At 72.0% G+C, this 20,889-nt stretch carries 18 protein-coding genes; 12 read left to right on the forward strand and 6 right to left on the reverse strand.

All coding sequences use genetic code 11. The features are described 5' to 3' along the window. Positions 1-9 precede the first annotated feature (9 nt). Positions 10-948, forward strand: a complete 939-nt coding sequence (locus tag ACH4SL_RS20865; RefSeq protein WP_398447555.1) for a GNAT family N-acetyltransferase — start codon at positions 10-12, stop codon at positions 946-948. A 16-nt stretch (positions 949-964) separates the two neighbouring features. Here the strand turns inward: ACH4SL_RS20865 and ACH4SL_RS20870 are convergent, their stop codons facing one another. Next, on the reverse strand, positions 965-1,408 hold the full coding sequence (locus ACH4SL_RS20870) for a hypothetical protein (RefSeq protein ID WP_398447557.1): 444 nt from the start codon (positions 1,406-1,408) through the stop codon (positions 965-967). A 390-nt stretch (positions 1,409-1,798) separates the two neighbouring features. Here ACH4SL_RS20870 and ACH4SL_RS20875 point away from each other — a divergent pair, with 390 nt between their 5' ends. From ACH4SL_RS20875 to ACH4SL_RS20900, 6 genes are all read left to right on the forward strand, one after another. Continuing rightward, the gene (locus ACH4SL_RS20875) at positions 1,799-1,888 is read left to right on the forward strand and encodes a potassium-transporting ATPase subunit F (RefSeq protein WP_398447559.1); all 90 of its coding nucleotides are present in this window, start codon (positions 1,799-1,801) and stop codon (positions 1,886-1,888) included. After that, positions 1,888-3,552 carry a potassium-transporting ATPase subunit KdpA gene (kdpA, locus tag ACH4SL_RS20880; protein WP_398447562.1) on the forward strand — a complete coding sequence of 555 codons (1,665 nt, stop codon included), beginning with the start codon at positions 1,888-1,890 and terminating at the stop codon, positions 3,550-3,552. Before ACH4SL_RS20875 ends, kdpA begins: the two co-directional genes overlap by 1 nt. Then, positions 3,552-5,696 carry a potassium-transporting ATPase subunit KdpB gene (gene kdpB / locus ACH4SL_RS20885; RefSeq protein ID WP_398447564.1) on the forward strand — a complete coding sequence of 715 codons (2,145 nt, stop codon included), beginning with the start codon at positions 3,552-3,554 and terminating at the stop codon, positions 5,694-5,696. The genes kdpA and kdpB overlap by 1 nt, the downstream gene beginning before the upstream one ends. A gap of 33 nt (positions 5,697-5,729) precedes the next feature. Then, positions 5,730-6,362, forward strand: a complete 633-nt coding sequence (gene kdpC, locus ACH4SL_RS20890) for a potassium-transporting ATPase subunit KdpC (protein WP_398447566.1) — start codon at positions 5,730-5,732, stop codon at positions 6,360-6,362. Positions 6,363-6,454: 92 nt separating this feature from the next. Beyond that, positions 6,455-7,438: an aldo/keto reductase gene (locus tag ACH4SL_RS20895; protein WP_398447568.1), complete on the forward strand. Its 984-nt coding sequence runs from the start codon at positions 6,455-6,457 to the stop codon at positions 7,436-7,438. 55 nt (positions 7,439-7,493) lie between these two features. Beyond that, complete coding sequence (locus ACH4SL_RS20900; protein ID WP_398447570.1) at positions 7,494-7,952, forward strand: type II toxin-antitoxin system PemK/MazF family toxin; 459 nt, start codon at positions 7,494-7,496, stop codon at positions 7,950-7,952. Positions 7,953-8,786: 834 nt separating this feature from the next. Here ACH4SL_RS20900 and ACH4SL_RS20905 read toward each other — a convergent pair. The 3 genes from ACH4SL_RS20905 to ACH4SL_RS20915 all read right to left on the reverse strand — a co-directional run bounded on the left by ACH4SL_RS20905 (position 8,787) and on the right by ACH4SL_RS20915 (position 12,929). Beyond that, positions 8,787-10,817, reverse strand: coding sequence for an amino acid transporter (locus tag ACH4SL_RS20905; protein WP_398447572.1), 2,031 nt, complete (start codon positions 10,815-10,817; stop codon positions 8,787-8,789). Between the two features lie 281 nt (positions 10,818-11,098). Continuing rightward, positions 11,099-11,740 carry a hypothetical protein gene (locus ACH4SL_RS20910; protein WP_398447574.1) on the reverse strand — a complete coding sequence of 214 codons (642 nt, stop codon included), beginning with the start codon at positions 11,738-11,740 and terminating at the stop codon, positions 11,099-11,101. Between the two features lie 256 nt (positions 11,741-11,996). After that, entirely contained in the window at positions 11,997-12,929 is a 933-nt protein-coding gene (locus ACH4SL_RS20915; protein WP_398447576.1) for a lysylphosphatidylglycerol synthase domain-containing protein, read from the reverse strand. Positions 12,930-13,349: 420 nt separating this feature from the next. Here ACH4SL_RS20915 and ACH4SL_RS20920 point away from each other — a divergent pair, with 420 nt between their 5' ends. Together ACH4SL_RS20920 and ACH4SL_RS20925 are read left to right on the forward strand one after the other, a co-directional pair. Continuing rightward, on the forward strand, positions 13,350-14,222 hold the full coding sequence (locus tag ACH4SL_RS20920; protein WP_398447578.1) for an aldo/keto reductase: 873 nt from the start codon (positions 13,350-13,352) through the stop codon (positions 14,220-14,222). 82 nt (positions 14,223-14,304) lie between these two features. Beyond that, positions 14,305-14,835 (forward strand): NUDIX hydrolase, encoded by a 531-nt coding sequence (locus ACH4SL_RS20925; protein ID WP_398447580.1) that lies wholly within the window; start codon positions 14,305-14,307, stop codon positions 14,833-14,835. Positions 14,836-14,845: 10 nt separating this feature from the next. Here ACH4SL_RS20925 and ACH4SL_RS20930 read toward each other — a convergent pair whose 3' ends face one another. Beyond that, on the reverse strand, positions 14,846-16,144 hold the full coding sequence (locus tag ACH4SL_RS20930) for a helix-turn-helix domain-containing protein (protein ID WP_398447582.1): 1,299 nt from the start codon (positions 16,142-16,144) through the stop codon (positions 14,846-14,848). Positions 16,145-16,443: 299 nt separating this feature from the next. On the opposite strand from ACH4SL_RS20930, the gene ACH4SL_RS20935 reads away from it, so the two are divergent. Both ACH4SL_RS20935 and ACH4SL_RS20940 read left to right on the forward strand, forming a co-directional pair. Beyond that, positions 16,444-16,875 carry an ATP-binding protein gene (locus ACH4SL_RS20935; RefSeq protein WP_398447584.1) on the forward strand — a complete coding sequence of 144 codons (432 nt, stop codon included), beginning with the start codon at positions 16,444-16,446 and terminating at the stop codon, positions 16,873-16,875. A 600-nt stretch (positions 16,876-17,475) separates the two neighbouring features. Further along, complete coding sequence (locus tag ACH4SL_RS20940; protein WP_398447586.1) at positions 17,476-19,089, forward strand: B12-binding domain-containing radical SAM protein; 1,614 nt, start codon at positions 17,476-17,478, stop codon at positions 19,087-19,089. Between the two features lie 7 nt (positions 19,090-19,096). Here the strand turns inward: ACH4SL_RS20940 and ACH4SL_RS20945 are convergent, their stop codons facing one another. Then, positions 19,097-19,555: a DUF4279 domain-containing protein gene (locus ACH4SL_RS20945; RefSeq protein WP_398447589.1), complete on the reverse strand. Its 459-nt coding sequence runs from the start codon at positions 19,553-19,555 to the stop codon at positions 19,097-19,099. A 106-nt stretch (positions 19,556-19,661) separates the two neighbouring features. On the opposite strand from ACH4SL_RS20945, the gene ACH4SL_RS20950 reads away from it, so the two are divergent. Next, on the forward strand, positions 19,662-20,876 hold the full coding sequence (locus ACH4SL_RS20950; protein WP_398447591.1) for a helix-turn-helix domain-containing protein: 1,215 nt from the start codon (positions 19,662-19,664) through the stop codon (positions 20,874-20,876). Positions 20,877-20,889: the final 13 nt, after the last annotated feature.

Here is a 20,889-nt window from a genome sequence, read left to right on the forward strand (position 1 = left end):
CAACGGGGGGTGAACGATCTCACCCTGCGCCCGATCAGCGGGGCCGGCGAACTCGGCCTCTTCTCCCGGCTCCCCTACGTCCTCAACGCCGAGCTGGCCGGCGACCTCGCCGCCGGGCGGCGGCGGCCGGAGTGGGTGTGGGTCGCCCTGCGCGGGGAGGAGCTGGTCGCGCGGGTGGCCTGGTGGACGCGGACGGCGGGGGACGGGCCGCTGGTCATGGACTTCCTGGACGTCGCCGAGGGCGAGAGCGCGGACACCGGGGTGCGGCTGCTGGAGGCCGCGATGGCGGCCGTGCTGCCGCGGGGGGAGCGGCCCCCGGAGTACATGCGCTTCGTGCCGCCGGGCTGGCGGGAGGACGCGGACGTCCGGCGGGGCGTCGAGGACCGGATGCGGATGGTCGAGCGGACCGGCGGCCGGCTGTTCGTCGAGCGGCTGCGGCTGGAGTGGCGGCGCGGGACGGCCGTACCGGAGCCGTCCGGCCGCCTCGCATTCCGCGGAGTACGGGACCGGGCGGATCTCGTCGGCCTCATGACGCAGGTGCTCGACGGGACGCTGGACGCGCACAGCCGCGACGACCTCACCCGGATGCCGGCGGAGCGGGCCGCCGAGCAGCAGTACGAGGAGGAGCTGGCGCGCTACACCTCCCCGCGCGAGTGGTGGCGGGTCGCGACGCTGCCGGACGGCGGCGAGCCGGTCGGGTTCGTCATCCCGGCCCGCAACGCGTACAACCCGATCATCGCGTACATCGCGGTGCTGCCCGCCCACCGCGGCAAGGGCTACGTCGACGACATCCTCGCCGAGGGCACCCGCGTCCTGGCCGCGCAGGACGCGGCGGACGTCCCGCGGATCCGCGCGTCCACCGACCTCGGCAACGTCCCCATGGCGCAGGCCTTCGAGCGCGCCGGATACGTCAATTTCGAACGCCAGATCGACATGACCTGGGCCTGAGTCGCCGGGCGGAGCCCTACACGCTCTGCGGCACCACGTGCGCCCCGTCCACCACGTAGACCAGGGCCACCCGCTGGCCCGGCGTGAGCGCGCCCGCCACCGCGGGCGGCGGGATGTGGGCGCGCAGCAGGAAGTCGTGCGCGTCGAGCAGCGTCATCCCCGGGATCGCCCGCAGCAGCGCCGAGACGGGTACGGCCGCGGCGTCCTCGTCACCGGCGGCGGCCCGGCGTAGTACGCGGAAGAGCCCCACCGCCCCCTCGGCGGAGACCTCGCTGAGCACCAGCGCCTGCCGGTGCGCGGCCTCCGGGTCCGTACCGGGATCCGCGGCCCCCGGATCCGCGGCCCCCGCGCCCGCGCCGCCGGAGCCCGCGTCCCCGGCCGCACCTTCCCCCGCCGGGTCCGCGTACCCCGCGTCCAGCGGATCCCGCACCGGTCCGCGCCGGCCTCCGAATGGCCTCATCGCCGCACCTCCGCCCGTACACATATGCCCGATTGGTGATAGTTCGACCGCACTACGAGGGTACGCCGGGCCCGAGGACCCGCAAACCCCGCCGTGAGCCCCACCGGGCGCGCGAAAGCGCCGTGAAGCGCCGCGAAGCGCCGTGATGCGTCAAGAGCACGTCAATGGCGCCGCCGCGCGCGCAAGGGAAGCGTCAACGGCGGCGCTCCCGCCCTGCGCCGGGGTGACGGTATGGGCGGGGCCCCGACCGGGGCCCCTGTGCCGTCCTCGGCGGTCATCACGACTGTCACCACCTGGGGTGCCGCGGAAAATGTCCGATCTCGTATTCATCGCCGTGACGATCGCGGTCTTCGCCGTGCTCGCGCTTGTCGCCAAGGGGGTCGGGCGGCTGTGAGCGCAGACAACATCGTCGGGCTCGTCGTCGCCTGCGCCGTGCTCGGCTACCTCGTGCTGGCCCTGGTCCTTCCGGAGAAGTTCTAGTGAACGACACGCTCGCGGGCTGGCTCCAGATCACCGCACTGATCGCGGCCCTCGCCCTGACCTACCGCCCGCTGGGCGACTACATGGCCCGCATCCTCACCACGGGCAAGCACCTCGCGGTCGAGAAGGGCCTCTACCGCCTCGGCGGCGTGGACCCGGAGGCGGACCAGCAGTGGGGTGCGTACCTGCGCAGTGTGCTGGCCTTCTCGGCTGTCTCGCTGCTGCTCCTCTACGGGATGCAGCGCCTCCAGAACCACCTGCTGCTGTCGCTGGGCTTCCCGCCGGTCAAGGCCGACCAGGCGTTCAACACCGCCGCCTCCTTCGTCACCAACACCAACTGGCAGTCGTACAGCGGTGAGGTCACGATGGGCCACCTGGTCCAGATGGCCGGCCTCGCGGTGCAGAACTTCGTGTCCGCGGCCGTCGGCATCGCCGTCGTGGCCGCGCTCATCCGCGGCTTCACGCGCAAGCGCACCGACCGGATCGGCAACTTCTGGGTGGACCTCACCCGGATCGTCGTACGGCTGCTGGTGCCGATGGCGTTCGTCTTCGCGATCGTGCTGGTCGCGCTGGGCGCGGTGCAGAACTTCCACGGCATCCACGAGATCGGCACGCTGATCGGCGACAAGCAGTCGCTCACCGGCGGCCCGGTGGCCTCGCAGGAGGTCATCAAGGAGCTGGGCACCAACGGCGGCGGCTTCTACAACGCCAACTCCTCCCACCCCTTCGAGAACCCGAACGGCACCAGCAACCTCATCGAGATCTACCTGCTGCTGGTGATCTCCTTCTCGCTGCCGCGCACCTTCGGCCGGATGGTCGGCGACAACCGGCAGGGCTACGCCGTCCTCGCCGTCATGGGCCTGATCTGGGCCGCCTCCGTCACCCTCATCACCGTCAACGAGCTGCACAGCGTCAGCAGCACCGCGGGCCACACGGCGGGCGGGATGCTGGAGGGCAAGGAGCAGCGGTTCGGGATCTGGGCCTCGGCGCTCTTCGCCGCCTCCACCACGCTGACGTCGACGGGCGCGGTGAACTCCTTCCACGACTCGTACTCGCCCGGCGGCGGCGGGATGACGATCTTCAACATGATGCTGGGCGAGATCGCGCCCGGCGGTACGGGCTCGGGCCTCTACGGCATCCTCATCCTGGCGATCGTCGCGGTCTTCGTGGCCGGGCTGATGGTCGGCCGGACCCCGGAGTACCTGGGCAAGAAGCTCGGGGCGCGGGAGATGAAATTCGCCTCCCTCTACATCCTGGCGACCCCCGCCGTGGTGCTCATCGGCACCGGCGCGGCCATGTCGCTCAAGGGCGAGCGCGCCGGGATGCTCAACACCGGCCCGCACGGCTTCTCCGAGGTGCTGTACGCCTTCACCTCCGCCGCCAACAACAACGGCTCGGCCTTCGCGGGCCTGGGCGTGAACACCCACTGGTACAACACCGCGCTGGGCCTGGCCATGCTCTTCGGCCGCTTCCTGCCGATGGTCTTCGTCCTGGCGCTGGCCGGCTCGCTGGCCAGGCAGCAGCCCGTCCCCGTCACCGCGGGCACGCTGCCCACCCACCGGCCGCAGTTCGTCGGCCTGCTCACCGGCGTCATCGTGATCGTCGTGGGCCTCACCTACTTCCCCGCGCTCGCGCTGGGTCCGCTCGCGGAAGGTCTGCACTGATGTCCCTGTCCACCGACCGGCAGCAGCCGGTCCCGTCCGGCGGCTCGCCGAAGCCGTCCGCCGCGCAGGAGCCGCACCGGATATCGGGCGGGCTGCTGGACCCCAGGCAGCTGCTGGTGTCGCTGCCCGACGCGGCCCGCAAGCTCGACCCGCGGGTCATGGTGAAGAACCCCGTCATGTTCGTCGTCGAGGTCGGCGCCGTGCTGACCACCTACTCGGCGATCAAGGACCCGGGCGTCTTCGCCTGGGTGATCACCGTGTGGCTGTGGCTGACCGTCGTCTTCGCCAACCTTGCCGAGGCCGTCGCCGAGGGCCGCGGCAAGGCGCAGGCCGAGACGCTGCGCAGGACCAGGACCGAGACGGTCGCCCGCCGGCTGACCGGCTGGCGGCACGGCGCCGCCTCGCCGCAGGAGGAGAGCGTCCCGGCGGCGAACCTGCGGCTGGGCGACCACGTGGTCGTCGAGGCCGGGCAGGTCGTCCCCGGGGACGGCGACGTCGTCGAGGGCATCGCCTCGGTCGACGAGTCGGCGATCACCGGCGAGTCCGCGCCCGTCATCCGGGAGTCCGGCGGCGACCGCAGCGCTGTCACCGGCGGGACGAAGGTGCTCTCCGACCGGATCGTCGTCAAGATCACCTCCAAGCCCGGCGAGACGTTCATCGACCGGATGATCGCCCTGGTCGAAGGCGCCGCCCGGCAGAAGACGCCGAACGAGATCGCGCTGAACATCCTGCTCGCCTCGCTCACCGTCGTCTTCCTGCTCGCCGTCGTCACCCTCCAGCCGATGGCGATCTACGCCGGGGCCGAGCAGTCGCTCGTCGTGCTCGTCGCGCTGGTCGTGGCGCTCATCCCGACGACGATCGGCGCGCTGCTGTCCGCGATCGGCATCGCGGGGATGGACCGCCTCGTGCAGCGCAACGTCCTCGCGATGTCGGGGCGCGCGGTCGAGGCGGCCGGCGACGTCAACACCCTGCTGCTCGACAAGACCGGCACCATCACCCTCGGCAACCGCCAGGCGGCGGAGTTCCTACCGGTCGGCGGGGTCTCCGCCGACGAACTCGCCGACGCCGCGCAGCTCGCCTCGCTGTCGGACGAGACGCCCGAGGGCCGCTCCATCGTCGTGCTGGCCAAGGACAAGCACGGGCTGCGCGGCCGCGAGCTGGGCACCCAGGCCGCGTTCGTGCCCTTCACCGCGCAGAGCCGGATGAGCGGCGTCGACCTCACCGAGGACGGCGACCGGCGCGAACTGCGCAAGGGCGCGGCCGGCGCCGTCATGCACTGGATCCGGGAGAACGGCGGCCACCTGGTCGACGAGGTCGGCCCGATGACGGACGCGATCTCCGCGAGCGGCGGCACCCCGCTGGTCGTCGGCGAGGTCGTGCACCGCGCCGGCGGGACCACCGCCACCGTGCTCGGCGTCGTCCACCTCAAGGACGTCGTCAAGGCGGGCATGCGCGAGCGCTTCGACGAGCTGCGGGCGATGGGCATCCGCACGGTGATGATCACCGGCGACAACCCGCTGACGGCCAAGGCCATCGCCGAGGAGGCGGGCGTCGACGACTTCCTCGCCGAGGCCACGCCCGAGGACAAGATGGCGCTCATCAAGCGCGAGCAGGCGGGCGGCAAGCTCGTCGCGATGACCGGCGACGGTACGAACGACGCGCCCGCGCTCGCGCAGGCCGACGTGGGCGTGGCCATGAACACCGGCACCTCGGCCGCCAAGGAGGCCGGGAACATGGTGGACCTGGACTCCAACCCCACCAAGCTGATCGAGATCGTCGAGATCGGCAAGCAGCTCCTCATCACCCGCGGGGCCCTGACGACCTTCTCCATCGCCAACGACGTGGCCAAATACTTCGCGATCATCCCCGCGATGTTCGCGATCGCCTACCCGGGCCTGGACACGCTCAACATCATGCGGTTGCACAGCCCGACGTCGGCGATCGCCTCCGCGATCATCTTCAACGCGCTGATCATCATCGCGCTGATCCCGCTCGCGCTGCGCGGTGTGCGCTACCGCCCGTCGTCGGCGGGGGCGCTGCTGGGCCGCAACATCCGGATCTACGGGCTCGGCGGGCTCGTCCTGCCCTTCCTCGGCATCAAGGTCATCGACCTGGTCGTCCAGTTCATCCCCGGCCTGCGCTGACCGGCGGACCCCGCACCGAAAGGAGACACCCCCATGGCCACCCACCTCCCCGCCCCCGTCCGCCGGCACCTCGCGGCGCTGCGGATGCTGCTGGTGCTCACCGTGATCACCGGCGTGCTCTACCCGCTCGCCGTCACCGGCGTCGCGCAGGCCGCCTTCCACCACCAGGCCAACGGCTCGGTCGTGAAGCAGGAGGGGAAGACGGTCGGCTCCAGCCTGCTGGGCCAGACCTTCGACCTGCCGAAGAAGAACCCGGACGACCCGGACGAGGCCCCGCGCCCCGACCCGAAGTTCTTCCAGCCGCGCCCCTCGGCCGGCTCGTACGACCCGCTGGCCTCCGGCGCGTCGAACCTCGGGCCCAACGACCCGGACCTGGTCAAGGCGATCGAGCAGCGCCGCAAGGACGTCGCCGCCTTCGACGGGGTCGACCCGAAGGACGTCCCCGCCGACGCCCTGACCGCCTCCGGCTCCGGCCTCGACCCGGACATCTCGCCCGCGTACGCGTACGAGCAGGCCGACCGGGTCGCCAAGGCCCGCGGCCTGGCCCCGGCGGCCGTCCACGACCTGGTCGCCGACCATGTGCACGGCCGCGACCTGGGCTTCCTCGGCGAGCCGCGCGTCAACGTCCTGGACCTGAACAGGGCGCTGGCCTCGCTCCCGCGCTGAGGCGGCGACGTCCCCGACCCCGCTCCCGGCTCCGCTCCCGGTACGGGCGGGGCCGGGGGCTCCGGCGCGGGCGGCGACGTAGCATCGCTGCCATGGAACAGCGTGTACTGGGCAGGACCGGCCGACCCGTCTCCGTCGTCGGCCTCGGGACGTGGCAGCTCGGCTCCGACTGGGGCGACGTCGAGGAGGCCGACGCCCTGGCGGTGCTGGACGCCGCCGTCGAGTCGGGCGTGACCTTCTTCGACACCGCCGACGTCTACGGCGACGGCCGCAGCGAGCAGCTCATCGGCCGCTACCTCAAGGAGCGCCCGGACGCCGGGATCTTCGTCGCGACGAAGATGGGCCGCCGCGCCGACCAGCTCCCGGAGAACTACAGCCTCGCCAACTTCCGCGCCTGGAACGACCGCTCGCGCGCCAACCTCGGCGTCGACACCCTCGACCTCGTGCAGCTGCACTGCCCGCCCACCGCCGTCTACACCTCCGACGCCCTCTACGACGCGCTCGACACGCTCGTCGAGGAGCAGCGCGTCGCCGCGTACGCGGTCAGCGTCGAGACGTGCGACGAGGCGCTCGCCGCGATCGCCCGGCCGGGCGTGGCCAGCGTGCAGATCATCTTCAACCCCTTCCGGCTCAAGCCGCTGGAGAAGGTGCTGCCCGCCGCGGCCGCCGCGGGCGTCGGCATCATCGCGCGCGTCCCGCTCGCCTCCGGCCTGCTCAGCGGCAAGTACACCCGCGAGACCGTCTTCGCCGCGAACGACCACCGCGCCTACAACCGGCACGGCGAGGCCTTCGACCAGGGCGAGACCTTCTCGGGCGTCGACTACGGGACGGGCCTGGAGGCCGCCGTCGAATTCGCCGCGCTCGCCCCCGAGGGCGCCACCCCCGCGCAGACCGCGCTGCGCTGGATCATCCAGCAGCCCGGCGTCACGTCCGTCATCCCCGGCGCCCGCAACGTCGAGCAGGCCCGCGCGAACGCCGCCGCCGCCGAGCTGCCCGCGCTCCCGCAGCCCGTCCTGGACGGGGTGCGCGAGCTGTACGACCGGCGCATCCGGGAGCAGGTGCACGGGCGCTGGTGAGCGCCTGACCGCAGGACGGTGACGGGGCCGGGGCCCGGCGGATACGGTCATCCGGGTGACGACCTTTACCCACAGTGACAGCAACGCCGAATCCCCCGGGGCGAGCGGCCCCTACCGCACCACGCAGGCGGACCCGAAGGACGTGGGCCGGGTGCGTACCGAATACGCCCCGGTCCACGACGGCGACCCCGACCCGGGCGAGATCGTCTGGACCTGGGTGCCGTATGAGGAGAACGACGGCCGCGGCAAGGACCGGCCCGTCCTCGTCGTGGCCCGCGAGGCGGCCGGCACGCTGCTCGCCGTCCGGCTCTCCAGCAAGCGCCACGACCGCGACCGCGAGTGGATCGCGATAGGCGCCGGCCCCTGGGACCGCGAGGGCCGCGACTCCTGGGTCGACGTCGACCGCGTCCTGCGCCTCCACGAGCAGGGCATGCGCCGCGAGGCCTGCGCACTGGACCGCGGCCGCTTCAACCTGGTCGTGAACCGGCTCAAGGAGCTGTACGGCTGGCGCTGAGCCTCGCGGGGGCGCCGCGGGGTGCCTCTTGCGCTGGAGGGCGCGATCTTCCCGCCGTGAGGGCGGGCGCGTGCGCCCCGGGGTGCCCCTTGCGGTGGGGGTCGCGATCTTCCCGCCGCGGGGGGCTGGCCGCGCAGTTCCCCGCGCCCCTGGGTTGCTGGCCTGCGCGGTATACGCGAGCCCCTGACGGGGGCGGGCCCGGGGCCGTAAGGGAAGCGTCAGGACGGCTCCCGGCGCCGTCAGGGGGGTGTCAACGGGCAGCCGGGCGCGCCACGCAGTGCCTAGCGTCGGAGGTGTGCAGCGCGGACAGCTTCCCCCGACGGTCCGCCGCCCCTCCTCCCCCGGGCGCGGCGCGGGACCGGTGCGCGGTCTCGACCGCGACCGGCCCGCCCGGCTGCGGCTCGCGGCGGCCGTCTCCGGCGGCATGCTCGCCGCGGCCCTCGCCCTCGGCGCCGTCACCGGCGGCCTCACCGCGCCCGCCGCGGTGCTGTGGGCGGTGGCCGCGGCCGCGCTCCTCGCCGTACTGGCCCCGCCGCGGATCACCGCGGACGGCGGCGTGCTGACCGTACGCACCCCGCTGCGGACGCGCCGGGTGCGGCTGGACGAGCTGGCCGCCGCCCGCGTCGAAGGGCACACCGCGCGCCGGGTGCTGCTGCGGGACACCGCCGGGCGGCGCGTCGAGCTGGACGCCTACCTGCCCGCCGAGTGCCCGCTGCTGCGCCACGCGCTGGACGCGGGGGTGTGCCGCTCGTACGCCGCAGGGCTGCTGCCCGCCGCCGACGCGGGCGCCGTACGGGACCTGCTGGCGGCCGCGGACGCCGCGGACGTCGCCGCCTACCCGACGTGGACGCGCGGGCGGCGGGAACGGTCCGGCTCCGCCTCGCGCAGCACCTCGCGGGTGACGGGCGCGACCTCGCCGTGGCCGAAGAGGAAGAAGCGCAGGAAGTTCGCGAACGGGCTGCCCTCCGTCCACTCGAAGTAGATGTGCGGCTTGCAGCCGGTCAGGTCCCGTACGTGCAGCAGCAGCGCGGCCAGCGCGTTCGCCACCGACGCGCTCTCCAGCGACAGCACCCGGTAGCGGCCGTGCAGCACCTGCCCGTGCACGCTCAGCGCCGACTCGAACTCCGACGCGTCCTTCACCGTCACCTCCACCAGCACCAGGTCGTCCTCGGCGGGGATGTCGTTGTCCAGCCGGATCTGCTGCAGCTTCTCGCGGTATTCGGTGGCGTCCCGCAGCCCCGGCTCGTTCGCGACGAAGCGCACCTTGCGGGTCGCGATGTCGCGGACGAAGCGCTCGGCGAGCGGGTCCAGCGCCACGCTGGTGACGCGCAGCTCGAAGGCCCGCGCGAGCCGGGAGAGGAACGACACCAGCATGATCCCGGCGATGAAGCACGCACCGATCTTCACACCGTCCGGCCGCTCGGTGACGTTGACGACCGTCGTGTAGAGGAAGACCACCGCGATGACCCCGAAGGCCACCGTCCAGCGCCGCTGCCCCGCCCGCCGGGCCGCGATCGTCACCGCGATGGCCGCGGAGCTGATGAGCACCAGCACGCCCGTCGCGTACGCGCCGCCCTGCTTGTCGACGTTCGCGTCGAAGATCCACGTGACCAGGAAGGCGACCAGCGTGAAGACCAGCACCATCGGCCGCACCGCGCGCGCCCAGTGCGGCGCCATGCCGTAGCGGGGCAGGAAGCGCGGCATGAGGTTGAGCAGGCCCGCCATCGCCGAGGCGCCCGCGAACCACAGGATCGCGATCGTCGAGAAGTCGTAGACGGTGCCGAAGCCGGAGCCCAGGTTCTCGTGCGCGAGATACGCCAGGGCGCGGCCGTTCGCCGGGCCGCCCGCCTTGAAGTCGTCCTTCGGGATCAGGACGGTGGTGATGAAGCTCGTCGTGATCAGGAACGCGCTCATGATCAGCGCCGCCGTCGTCAGCAGCTTCTTGGTGTCCCGGATCCGCCCGGCCGGGCGGTCCTCGGTGTCGTCCGGGTCGCCCTGCACGTGCGGCATGACCGCCACGCCCGTCTCGAAGCCGGACAGGCCGAGCGCGAGCTTGGGGAAGATCAGCAGCGAGACGCCGATCATGACGAAGACGTTGCCGCGCTCGGCCGTCAGCCCGCTCGTCCAGTCCGTGACCAGATGCCCGGCCGTCACCACGCGCCACAGGCCGTTCACGACCACGACGACGTTCAGCGCCAGGTAGACGCCGACCAGGACGAACGCGACGCTGACCGCCTCCAGGAAGCCCTTGAGGAAGACCGCGCCCAGCAGCGCGACCAGGACGAGCGTGATGAGCATCTGGTGGCTGTGCAGCGCAGAGGAGAAGTGCGGGTTCTCCACCAGGTGCGTCGAGGCGTCGGCCGCCGAGAGGGTGATGGTGATCAGGAAGTCCGTCGCCGCGAAGCCGAGCAGGGCGAGCACGAAGAGCTTGCCCTTCCAGAACGACAGCAGCCGCTCCAGCATCGCGATCGAGCCCGCGCCGTGCGGGCTCTCCTCCGCCACCCGGCGGTAGACGGGCAGCGCGCCCGCGAGCGTCACGATGACGAGGACGACGGTCGCGACGGGCGAGAGCAGCCCGGCCGCGAGGGCGGCGATGCCCGGCTGGTAGCCGAGGGTGGAGAAGTAGTCCACGCCGGTGAGGCACATGACGCGCCACCAGCGCTGGCCGTGGGCTGCCTCGGGCTTCTCCGCGGGCTTCTCCGCGGGCTCTTTTTCGGGCTCGGGCCCGCGGTCCTGGCCGCCGTTCCTCCTGGCCGGGTGCTGCTCGTCCTTGGCCATGTCGGACAGGCCTTCGAGCATCCAGGCGCGCAGGCGCGTCCGGTGCGGGTGCGCGTCCTGGTCCTTCGCCCCGACGGTGGTGGACATGGTGACCGGGCTCCTAGAGGTGCAGCGCCGTCGTGGGGCGACAGGGCGTGGTGAGGCGGGTCATCGCTGGGATGACCTGGTCATTTACGCAGTCTGGTCGCCGTCGACCGTGCGCGCCACCGCGCGCGCCGCGGACCCGTGGGGCCGCGGCGCGTACGGAAGCCTCGGTCAGAGTGCGGTGCCCGCGCGGCTCGTGGGGAGCCGCGCGGGCTTTCCATACGCCTTCTTAACGCGTACGGGAGGGGTCTTGACGCCGTACGGGCTTGCCGGACGGCGGTGGTTCATGCGTTGCGCTTGCCGCGGGGCTTGGGGGACTTGGCGGGGGCGGCCTTGGCGGGGGCCTTGGCCTCGGGCTTGGCCGGCTTGAGGGGCTTGTCGGCCTTGTCCGCCGTGAGGGCGGAGGCGGGCTCGGGTTCGGGCTCGGGGGCTTCGTCCGCGGCGGGGGTCTCGTCGGCCTCGGCCTCGTCCGTGGCTTCCGCTTCGACCTCTGTGGCCTCCGCCGTCTCCTCGGCCTCGTCCTCCGGGGCCTCGGGCTTGGCGTCCGGGTCCTCGAAGTGCTCGTCGAGGACGGCGTCCAGCTCGGCCGTCCACGTCTTGAGCAGGCTCCGGGACTTCGCCTCGACGTGCGCCTCGAACCACCGGCGCGGGCCGGTGTAGACGGTCACCTTGAACCGCTTGCCGAAGCGCGGCGTGTCGATCTCGACGGCGCCGATCTCGTCCCAGGTGAAGTCCGCCTCCTCCTCGTCGAGGCGGAAGATGATGCCGACCTTGTCGGCGAGGATCGTCGCGCGGCGGTCCGAGACCTCGAACAGCGGCTCCCCGCGCTCCGGCTCCTCGTCCTCCTCCTCGCCGTCGGCGACGGCCTCGGCCGCCTCCTCGGGCGCCGCCGCCTCTGCTTCGGGCGCGGCGGCTTCGGCGCTCACGGAGGCGTCCTCCGCCGCCGGCGCCGCGGTGCCCTCCGCCGCGTCCGTGTCGGCCGCTTCCGGGGCCGAATCCTCGGCCGCGTCGGAACGCGGGGGCAGGAGACCTGGCACGAATGCCGGATCGGTCCCTGCGGGGTGTATCGCCGGTGTGATCGAACCTGTGCGCTGCTCCACGGCGGGCAGTATTGCCGATAAACCTGTGCTGTCAACAGTCGGGCACGCTTTCAGGGGACGCGCGCGCGGGCGCCATACGCTTTTATACGACCCTCCGCCGCACCAGCGCGCCCAGCACGACCGCGGCGGGCAGCGCCGGGAGCCACGCGGTGATGATCCGGTAGCCCAGCACCGCCGAGGTCGCCGTCGCGGCGGGCGCCCCCGCGGCGACCAGCGCCACGCCGAGCGCCGCGTCCACCGAGCCCATGCCGCCGGGCGTCGGCACACCCGCCGCCAGGCACGTCGCGGCCAGGTACGCGATGGCCACGTGCGCGGCCGGCACCGGCAGCGCGAGGGCGTGCGCCACCGCGACCAGCGCGGCCGCCTGGAGCGCCGGGAAGGCGAGCGACCCGCCCCACAGCGCGAGGGCCCGCGCGGGCCGCAGGTGCAGCGAGCGCGCGTCGGCCAGCGCGGTGGCCAGGAAGCCGCGCAGCAGCCGCCGCAGCGGCCGTACGGCCACGGCGGTGGCCCCCGCGAGTACGGCGGCGGCCGCGGTGCCCGCCGCGACCACCACGACCGTGCCGCCCGCCGGCACCAGCCCGTGCACCCGCAGCGCGTGCGGGAAGGCCAGCAGCAGCGTCGCGAGCAGCGCCACCCGGGCGACGGACTCCGCGAGCGAGTACAGCGCGAGCGCGGCGGAGGTACGGCCCAGCGGCAGGCCGCAGCCGCGCAGGAAGCGCAGGTTCACCGCTCCTGCGCCGATGCCGGCGGGGGTGAGCTGGTTCGCGGCCTGCGCGGCGAACTGCGCCGCGAGCAGGCGCCCTGCGGGCAGCGGCTCCATCACCGCCCCCTGCCGGGCGAGCGCGACCGCCACCCAGCCCAGCGCGGTCGCCGCGAGCGCCGCGCACAGCCAGGTACGGTCCGCCGCGACCAGGTCCCGCCACCCGGCGGCGAGCAGGGCGCGGTGCGCGAGGGCCCAGCCGGTGAGGGCGGCCCCCGGTACGAGTGCGGCGGCAGCCCGCCAACCCTTTCCCACGGGGCTCACCCTCGTGTGCGCGGGCGACGCGGGGGCGTCGGCGGGGCGGCCCGGAGGTGACGATCCCCTGCGGGGCGGGGGCCTCACCGGCTCGGTGGGGCGGTTGCGGTCGTTTCCGGACCACCGGCCGGTGGGTGGTTGCTCGCGCAGTTCCTCGCGCCCCTGTTGTCACCCGGCGTGGCATCGCGCGCCCGCGCGGTGGGTGGGGTCGGGGGCCACTCCGGGGGTACCTCCTCGGAATGCGCGTTCGCCCTCTTTCGTAGCCGTGAAGGGACTGGGAAGCGCATTCCTGCGGGGGCACCCCCGGATCGTCCCCCTCCCGGCCGGAGTGGCGGCCGCCTGCCGGTGGGGGCGAGGGAGGGCGGGCGTGCCGTCGTCACAGGCGGCGCATAAGGTCAGGTCAGCGAAGGGAGAACGTCAATGTCCGAGCCGACCACACCGGTGGCGCTTGCGTCCGGGAGTTTTCTGCTGGGCGGGGATCTGCCCGTTACGCGTCTGGGGTACGGGACGATGCAGCTGACCGGCCCCGGGGTGTGGGGGGACCCGGCGGATCCGGACGAGGCGGTGCGGGTGCTGCGGCGGACGGCGGAGCTGGGGGTCAACTTCATCGACACCGCGGACGCGTACGGGCCCTTCACGGCGGACCTGCTGCTGCGCAAGGCGCTGCACCCTTACGCGGACGACCTGGTCATTGCGACGAAGGCGGGCTTCACGCGGCCGGCGCCTGGGGTGTGGGTGCCGGTGGGGCGGCCGGAGTATCTGCGGCAGCAGGTCGAGCTGAGCCTGCGGCATCTGGGCGTGGAGCGCATCGACCTGCTCCAGCTGCACCGGATCGACCCGAAGTTGCCGGTCGCGGAGCAGGTGGGGGAGCTGGCGGCGCTCCAGTCGGAGGGCAAGATCCGGCACATCGGCCTGAGCGAGGTGACGGTCGCGGAGATCGAGGAGGCGAGCCGTACGGCGACGATCGTGTCGGTGCAGAACCGCTTCAACCTGGCCGACCGCGCGTCCGAGGCCGTCCTCGACTACTGCGAGGCCCGCGGCCTGGGCTTCATCCCCTGGTTCCCCCTGGCGACGGGCGCCCTGGCAGGCACGGACAGCCCCCTGACCCGCATCGCGATCGAACACGACGCCGCCCCCTCCCAACTGGCCCTCGCCTGGCTGCTGCGCCGCTCCCCGTCCATGCTCCCCATCCCCGGCACCTCCTCGGTGGCCCACCTGGAGGAGAACACCGCGGCGGCGGCCATCCACCTGACCGACGAGCAGTTCCAGTCCCTGGAGGCCGCGGCCGCCTGACCCTGCCCTTGCCTGCCCGGGCACCCGCGTGCGGCTGTCATGCTGGGAGCGGTCAACCAGTGCGGGAGAGGGGCGACACGGGATGCGGTGGCAGGTTCACGGAGAGCGGCCCGTCTACGAGAACTCGTGGGTGAACCTGTGGCTGGTCGACGTCCAGCAGCCTGACGGGCGCCGGTGGGAGCACCATGTCGTCAAACTGCGGCACTTGGCGGTCGTGGCTCTGGTCGACGACCAGAAGCGGGTGCTGATGCTGTGGCGGCACCGTTTCATCACGGACACGTGGGCATGGGAACTGCCCATGGGGCTGATCGAGGACGGCGAGACGCCGGAGCAGGCTGCGGTGAGGGAGCTGGAGGAGGAGACCGGCTGGCGGGTCGGGGCGGTGAAACCGCTGATATACGGCCAGCCGGCGAACGGCATCACCGACTCCGAGCATTTCGTCTTCCGGGCAGAGGGCGGGACGTACGTGGGTCCTCCGGCGGAGGTCAACGAGGCCGACCGGATCGAATGGATCCCGCTGTCGGAGATCCGGGGCATGATCGACCGCCGCGAGGTCGTATCCAGCGGATCGCTGATCGGCCTGCTGTACCTGCTGCTCGACGAGCCCGTCTGACGTGCACGGACTATCCGAACGCCTCGCGCATCTTTGCTTCGAGGGCCAGCACAGGGGCCTCACGGGCATGCACGGCCAGTCGTGCGTGGAATTCCCGCGCATGGCCGACCACGCGCGGGGAGTCGACGTTGGTGGCCAAGTCGAGCGCCACGCTTGCAGTGGCGCATGACTGGTCCAGGGACCCGTTGCGTAGTTGGGTGGAGGCGAGCCAGAAGGCGTGGAAGGCGCGGCCACGCGCCTGGTCGTGGTTCTCCCGGCGTAGGCCCTCGGCGATCAGGGGTTCGGCCTTGCGGTGCTCACCGAGTTGGGCGAGAGCGATGCCGGTGTCCACGATCAGTTTCGTCTCGTCGAAGTACCGCACCCACTGGGGAGCCGCGTTCGGGTCGGCGTGTCCGAAATGCTGGTGGGCCTTGGAAATCGACCGGTTGCAGTTGTGGCTGTCGCGGAGTGTGGCGTGGGCGAACGCCTCGCGCATGTGCAGCATTGCCATGACCAGGTCGGGGGCCTCGGTGTCGCGGGCGGTGTCCTGAGCCGCAGCCGCGAGCGTGGCCGCTTCGCGGGCATCGCCTTCGTATGTGGCCTGCAAGCTCATGCACGACAGGACGTTGGCGATGAACTGGCGGTCCCCGATTCCTTCGGCGAGGTGGAGGGCCTGGCTGAAGTATGAACGGGCGATGCTGTACTGACGCGCGTCGAAGTACGACCATCCGGCGAGCCGGGCCAGTTCGGCGGCCAGCGATGTCAGGCTGCGACGCAGGAGGCCTCCGCCGCCGCTGTCGATCAGCTGCTGGGCGTAGCGCAGGTGTCCGACGACAGCGGGACGCAGGGCTGCGCCCCCATGCTGGTCGTCACGCCGCCAGTAGTCCTCGATGGAGGATCGCAAGGCAGCCACGGTGGAGTGCGAGACGTTGGCGCCGGTTGCTCCGTGCAGAACGCCGTCGAGTTCGGTTGTCGTGAGGGCGGAGGCGCGCGCGCTCCCGGAATCGGGCTTGGGCTCCGCCGGGGATGCGAGGGCGGGGATCTCCCACGGCCTGTGGGCCAGGCCCAGCATCGCGCCGGGGATACGCAGCCCGTCCGCGACCCGTTCTATGACGTCGATGTGTGCGAGGCGGCGCTGCCCGCTCATGATCTCGCCGACGCGGCTGGGCGTCATGCCACATAAGGCGGCGATGCGAGAGCCGTAGACCCCGGCCCGACGGCGGACGAGCGTGAAGACCGTAGCGAAGTCGCGTGTGCGGCAGGCGCGGATCATCTCGGGATCCGCGAGCAGCGCAGCCGGTAGCTCGGAGGGCTCATGAGCTGTGGGCATCTGACGCTCCTGTCCGCGACGGACCGTGATGCAAGCCTAACTCCTTGCAAGGATACCCAGGTTGGGTAATCACGTGGGCCTTAATCGCGGACACCCAAGGCGAGACGCTTCCCGCACACGCCGTCGCAACGGTGTGACCTCTGAAACCTCGATGGGGGCGGTAGCCCCGAGTGGGGAGCACCATGCCCGCTGCGCCCAGAAAAAGCACCGTGACACGGACCCGACTGCACGACTCCGGCCACCAGGCCGAGCTTCCGTGGGAAGTCCTTGTCCGAGACTCGAGTACGGCCGAGCTCAAGGTGCTCGACGACCTCTCCTTCGCCCTGGAGCGCGCGGACCTGACGCCCAGTGGCGAGGTTCCGGCCGCCACCGCGTTCTGGGTGGGTCGGCTCCGTCACATCGCAGCGGCGACGCTGAACGCGTGGGGCCTGTCGGCCCTGGCCGACGACGCGCGGCTCTTGATCAGCGAACTCGTCACGAACGGCTTCAAGCACGGTACGGCCCCGCACGTCCGGTTCCGACTCGTGATCGGTACGGGCGTGGTGGTGATGGAGGTCGATGACGGCTCGTCGGGTCGGCCGGAGGTGCGCGACGCCGGACCGGAAGCGGTGAGCGGCCGCGGCCTGGTCCTCGTCAGCGCGCTCGCGGCCGCCTGGGGTGTCAGCGACGACGGCACGAGGACCTGGTGTGCCCTCACGGTGCCGACGCCGGACGCTGCCGCGAGGCCGTAGTGACCGTTCTCGAACTCGTTTCGACCACCTGCGCAGCGCCCCGTACCGCCCACTGCCCGAGTCAGCCGTAACCCACCCCACCACCGTCCTGGGAACCACACGCACAGATGACTGCCTTCGCCTCAGCCCCGTCTGCGACCCCGCGTCTTCACGTCTGCGGGGAACGCGTCCACCTTCCCGATCACCTCGGTGAAGCGGCCCTGGCGCGTGCTGCTTTCGGCGCCGCCAGCCCGTACGACGTTCAGCACCACCTGCGGTGCACCCTTCAGGAGCACATCACCGGTGACCATTACGCCCTCGTCCTGGACCGGGGCACCCGTGACACCGCCGTGTGGACCCACTGGACCCGAGGCCACAAGCCCTCCGTCGTCCTCACCCTGGCCGACTGCGACGCCACCGGTCCTGCGCCGGCCTACGAGCCCTGCTGCGAGTTCGCCGGACACCCGGGGGCGCACACCTTCCACCTGCTCGACCCCTTCGCCCCCGGCCCGGAGGCGCAGCGAGGGATTCCCACGCCAATGCCGTGCGCGCCCGGCATTGGTGTCGAACAGGCCCAGGGGAAGCCCCTTCGCTCAGATCGTCACCCATAGAGGAGGCACTGTGCAGCAGCGAGACACGAGCCGTCCGCGAGTGCACGCCACGGCACGACGGCTTGCCGAAGCCGTGCGGTACACGGCAGGTCTGGACCTCGATGAGGTCGATGACGCGGTGTTCCTGGAGCCGCAGCGGCTTCATCGCTACCTGGAGTCGGCGCTCGCCGGCCGGACCGGCCGCATACGGGTCACCGGCACTCTCGACCGCCGTCTGGTCGGTATCGAACGACTGGACGGCCGATGGACGCTGGCCGACCTGTCCGGCAAGCCGCACGACACCCGTGACTGGCCGGCTTGGACAGCGGGGCACGTTCACGTGCAGGACACCGACTCCTGGCTGTCGGAGGCCCGGCTGGACGAGCACGCCGTCCGTCGCCTGAGCCGTCCCGTCGTTCTGCTCGCTGCCTTGTACCACCCGGAGCATTTTCCGTTACCGCGGTTTCCGCTGGGCATCTCCGACGTCGCTCGCGCCGCCCGCGCCACTCTCATGGGTTCCGTGCGCCTGGCGGACATGCAGCTCGGCGTCACGTTGCCCGCACTGGTCGAACTCGTGGCCGAGGACGCCCCCGACATCCTCGGCGTCAGTGCCACCTTCGGTCAGCACGACCTCATGATCGAACTGCTGGACGCCGCGTACGCGCTGCCCAGCCCGCCACTGGTCATCGCCGGTGGCAGCCTGACCGCTCGCAACGAGGGCCTGCTGCTCGACCGCTACCCGAAGATGCTGATCGCGCGCGGCCCTGGTGAGCTGACGATGCGGGATCTGCTCGCGCACTGGCACGGCGACCTCGCCTTGGGCCAGATCCACGGCATCGGCTACAACGGGTCCGCCCGCGGAGAGGGCACATTCACCATCGGGCGTCGCCGTACCGCCAAACCGGTAAGCCGCGAGCAGAGCGACTTCCTGCCCGAACTCGACCTGCTGCCGGCCACCTTCGATCACCATGGCGTCGCGCAGCTGGAGGCGTCGCGCGGCTGCACGAACTTCTGCTCCTTCTGCCCGCGTGGGCACAAGGGCCAGTGGTCGGGTGGCACCCCGGGTGACTTCGGCTGGATGCTCGGCGCAATGGGCCAGGTCTTCGACCGGTACCCGGACATCTCGCGAACGCTGTACCTGGTGGACGAGGAGTTCATCGGCCGTGGCCCGGACGCCGTACCACGTGCCTTGGAGATGGCCGAGGTCCTGCACGACGCAGGGTTTCAGTGGGAGACGAGTTGCCGCATCGACCAGGTCACCCATCCGGGCATGGATCTGGCGTGGCACACCGAGCGCGCCCGGATGTGGCACACGCTCGTGGACAGGGGACTACGACGCTGCCTCTTCGGTGTCGAATCGGGGGTGGACACGGTGCTGCGGCGCTTCGCGAAAGAGACCGGCGGCGAGCAGAACGCGCTGGCGATCCGCACACTGTCCGCGCTGGGCGTTCCGACGCGGTTCACTTACATCACCTTCGACCACTTGATGACCTTCGACGAGCTCAAAGCTACGTACGCCTACCAGGGTCGTACCGACCTGCTGTTGGACCCGTCGCCCGGTCTGCCGGTCGAGGAGAACACCGCGGCGGCGGCCATCCACCTGACCGACGAGCAGTTCCAGTCCCTGGAGGCCGCAGCCGCCTGAGCCGCAGTCACCTGACGCCGTCGCCTTCGGCCATGTCGTACTCGTCGACGTCGAGCTCCGCGCCGGTGGCGCTGAGGAAGTCCAGGACTTTGCGGTCCAGGTGCCAACCGAAGAGGTTGGGGGCGTCATCAGTGCCCGACTCGGCATCGTCGATGTCGTCGAAGTAGCGCACGACCTGAAGCACCGCTCCGCCGCCGGTGCCGGCCAGGCGCTCGGCGAGGTCGGAGATACGGTCGGCGTGGGGCTGGAGCCTGGCGAGAAGGCGGGTGATCTGCTCGTCGACACGCAGGCCCGGGTCCCGGCAGACGACCCTCCACGAGTGGTCGACCGGGACGACCGCCGGTTCGGTGAGCCGACTGCCGCGCACGGACACCTCATCGGGAGCAACCCCCAGCTGCGACGTCATGTCGTCTGCCGAGATGTGCCGGCTGAACAGCGCGAAGTAGGCGTACTGGTGAAGTGGCATCCCGCGAAGAGTAGCCGCGCACCGCGCCGAGGGTGCCTGGACGGTCTCCCCGCCATTGTGCGTACGACGCCCGCGTACGACCGTGCGCCGGAGGTACGGTTTCGGCGTGGCGAGTGAGCACCTGGGAAGGACCCTGCGGCGGCTGCGGCGGCTGGCGGACCTCACGCAGGAGGAGTTGGCGGAGCGGTCGGGTGTGTCCGTGGACGTCGTCCGGCAGTTGGAGCAGCGGCGGAAGCATTCGGCGCGGTTGCCGACGCTGCATGCGCTGGCGAACGGGCTCGGCGTGGAGTTGACCACGCTGCTCGGGGATCCGCCGGGCGTCACCGCTTCGGGGGAGAGCGACGGGCCGCGGTTCGTGGCTGTGCGGCGGGCGGTCATGCCCGCGCTCTGGGGGCCGCAACCCGCCCCGGTGGGGCCGGACTTCTCGCTGGACGCCCTGCGGAGCCGTATCGCGGAGGCCTGGACGCAGTACCACGACGCGGAATTCGACGCCGTGATGAAGGTGCTCCCCGATCTGATCGCCGAGTCGCGGTCCGCCTCGGCGTCGGGTGACGATGACGAACGCGCCGCCGGCTGCTCCGCGTTGGGCAAGGCGCTCCAGCTCGCCGGGCATGTCGCGGTCCGCATGGGCAAGACGGACCTGGCGCTCGCGGGCCTGGAACGTGCGGTGGAAGCGGCGCAGCGGTCCGCCGATCCGCTGCTCCTGCCGATGCTCGTCAACTCGATTGCCTGGACCTACCAGCGGCAGGGCCGCCTGGAGGACGCGCTCGCCGTCGCCCTGTACGCGGCCGACGCGATGAAGGCCGCGGACCTCACCGTTACGGCGGACGGCCTCAAGGTATGGGGCGGGCTCACGATGAGCGCGGCCACGTCCGCCGCGCGCAGCGGCGACTACGAGCGGGCGGCGGCCATGATGGCGGCCGCCGAGAAGGAGGCTGCCCGCGTCACCAAGCTCCCCGAGGGCGGCGACAACCGCATGGTCAGCGTCTTCAGCCCGTCCTCCGTCCGCATCGAACGCGTCCGCCTCGCCGTCCAGTACGGCCACCCCGCCGACGCCCTGGCCCTCGCGAAGGGCATGCGCCTGTCGAAGGACACCCCACCCTCCTGGCGCACCTGGCTCCTCCTCGACGTCTCCCGCGCCCACGCGGACGTCGGCGACGCGGCCGGAGCCGTCAAAACCCTGGAGTCCCTGCGCCGCGTGGCCCCCGCGTGGATGCAGCACCACACCCTGGCCGTCGCGATCGTCCGCGACCTCTGGTCCCTCCCCAACCACCCCCCGGGCCTTCGGCCGCTGGCCGAATTCCTCGGCGTCGCCGATTAGCGTCGCAAAAGTA

The organism is Streptomyces sp. NPDC021020 (assembly GCF_044333285.1).
In the GTDB taxonomy this organism is placed as follows: Bacteria; Actinomycetota; Actinomycetes; order Streptomycetales; family Streptomycetaceae; genus Actinacidiphila.

What these genes read in the sequence shown, in the direction of transcription:
- ACH4SL_RS20870 (WP_398447557.1), bottom strand. Translation starts at nt 1,408, where the DNA reads ATGAGGCCATTCGGAGGCCGGCGCGGACCGGTGCGGGATCCGCTGGAC.
- kdpB (WP_398447564.1), top strand. Translation starts at nt 3,552, where the DNA reads ATGTCCCTGTCCACCGACCGGCAGCAGCCGGTCCCGTCCGGCGGCTCG.
- kdpC (WP_398447566.1), top strand. Translation starts at nt 5,730, where the DNA reads ATGGCCACCCACCTCCCCGCCCCCGTCCGCCGGCACCTCGCGGCGCTG.
- ACH4SL_RS20895 (WP_398447568.1), top strand. Translation starts at nt 6,455, where the DNA reads ATGGAACAGCGTGTACTGGGCAGGACCGGCCGACCCGTCTCCGTCGTC.
- ACH4SL_RS20905 (WP_398447572.1), bottom strand. Translation starts at nt 10,817, where the DNA reads ATGTCCACCACCGTCGGGGCGAAGGACCAGGACGCGCACCCGCACCGG.
- ACH4SL_RS20920 (WP_398447578.1), top strand. Translation starts at nt 13,350, where the DNA reads ATGTCCGAGCCGACCACACCGGTGGCGCTTGCGTCCGGGAGTTTTCTG.
- ACH4SL_RS20925 (WP_398447580.1), top strand. Translation starts at nt 14,305, where the DNA reads ATGCGGTGGCAGGTTCACGGAGAGCGGCCCGTCTACGAGAACTCGTGG.
- ACH4SL_RS20930 (WP_398447582.1), bottom strand. Translation starts at nt 16,144, where the DNA reads ATGCCCACAGCTCATGAGCCCTCCGAGCTACCGGCTGCGCTGCTCGCG.
- ACH4SL_RS20945 (WP_398447589.1), bottom strand. Translation starts at nt 19,555, where the DNA reads ATGCCACTTCACCAGTACGCCTACTTCGCGCTGTTCAGCCGGCACATC.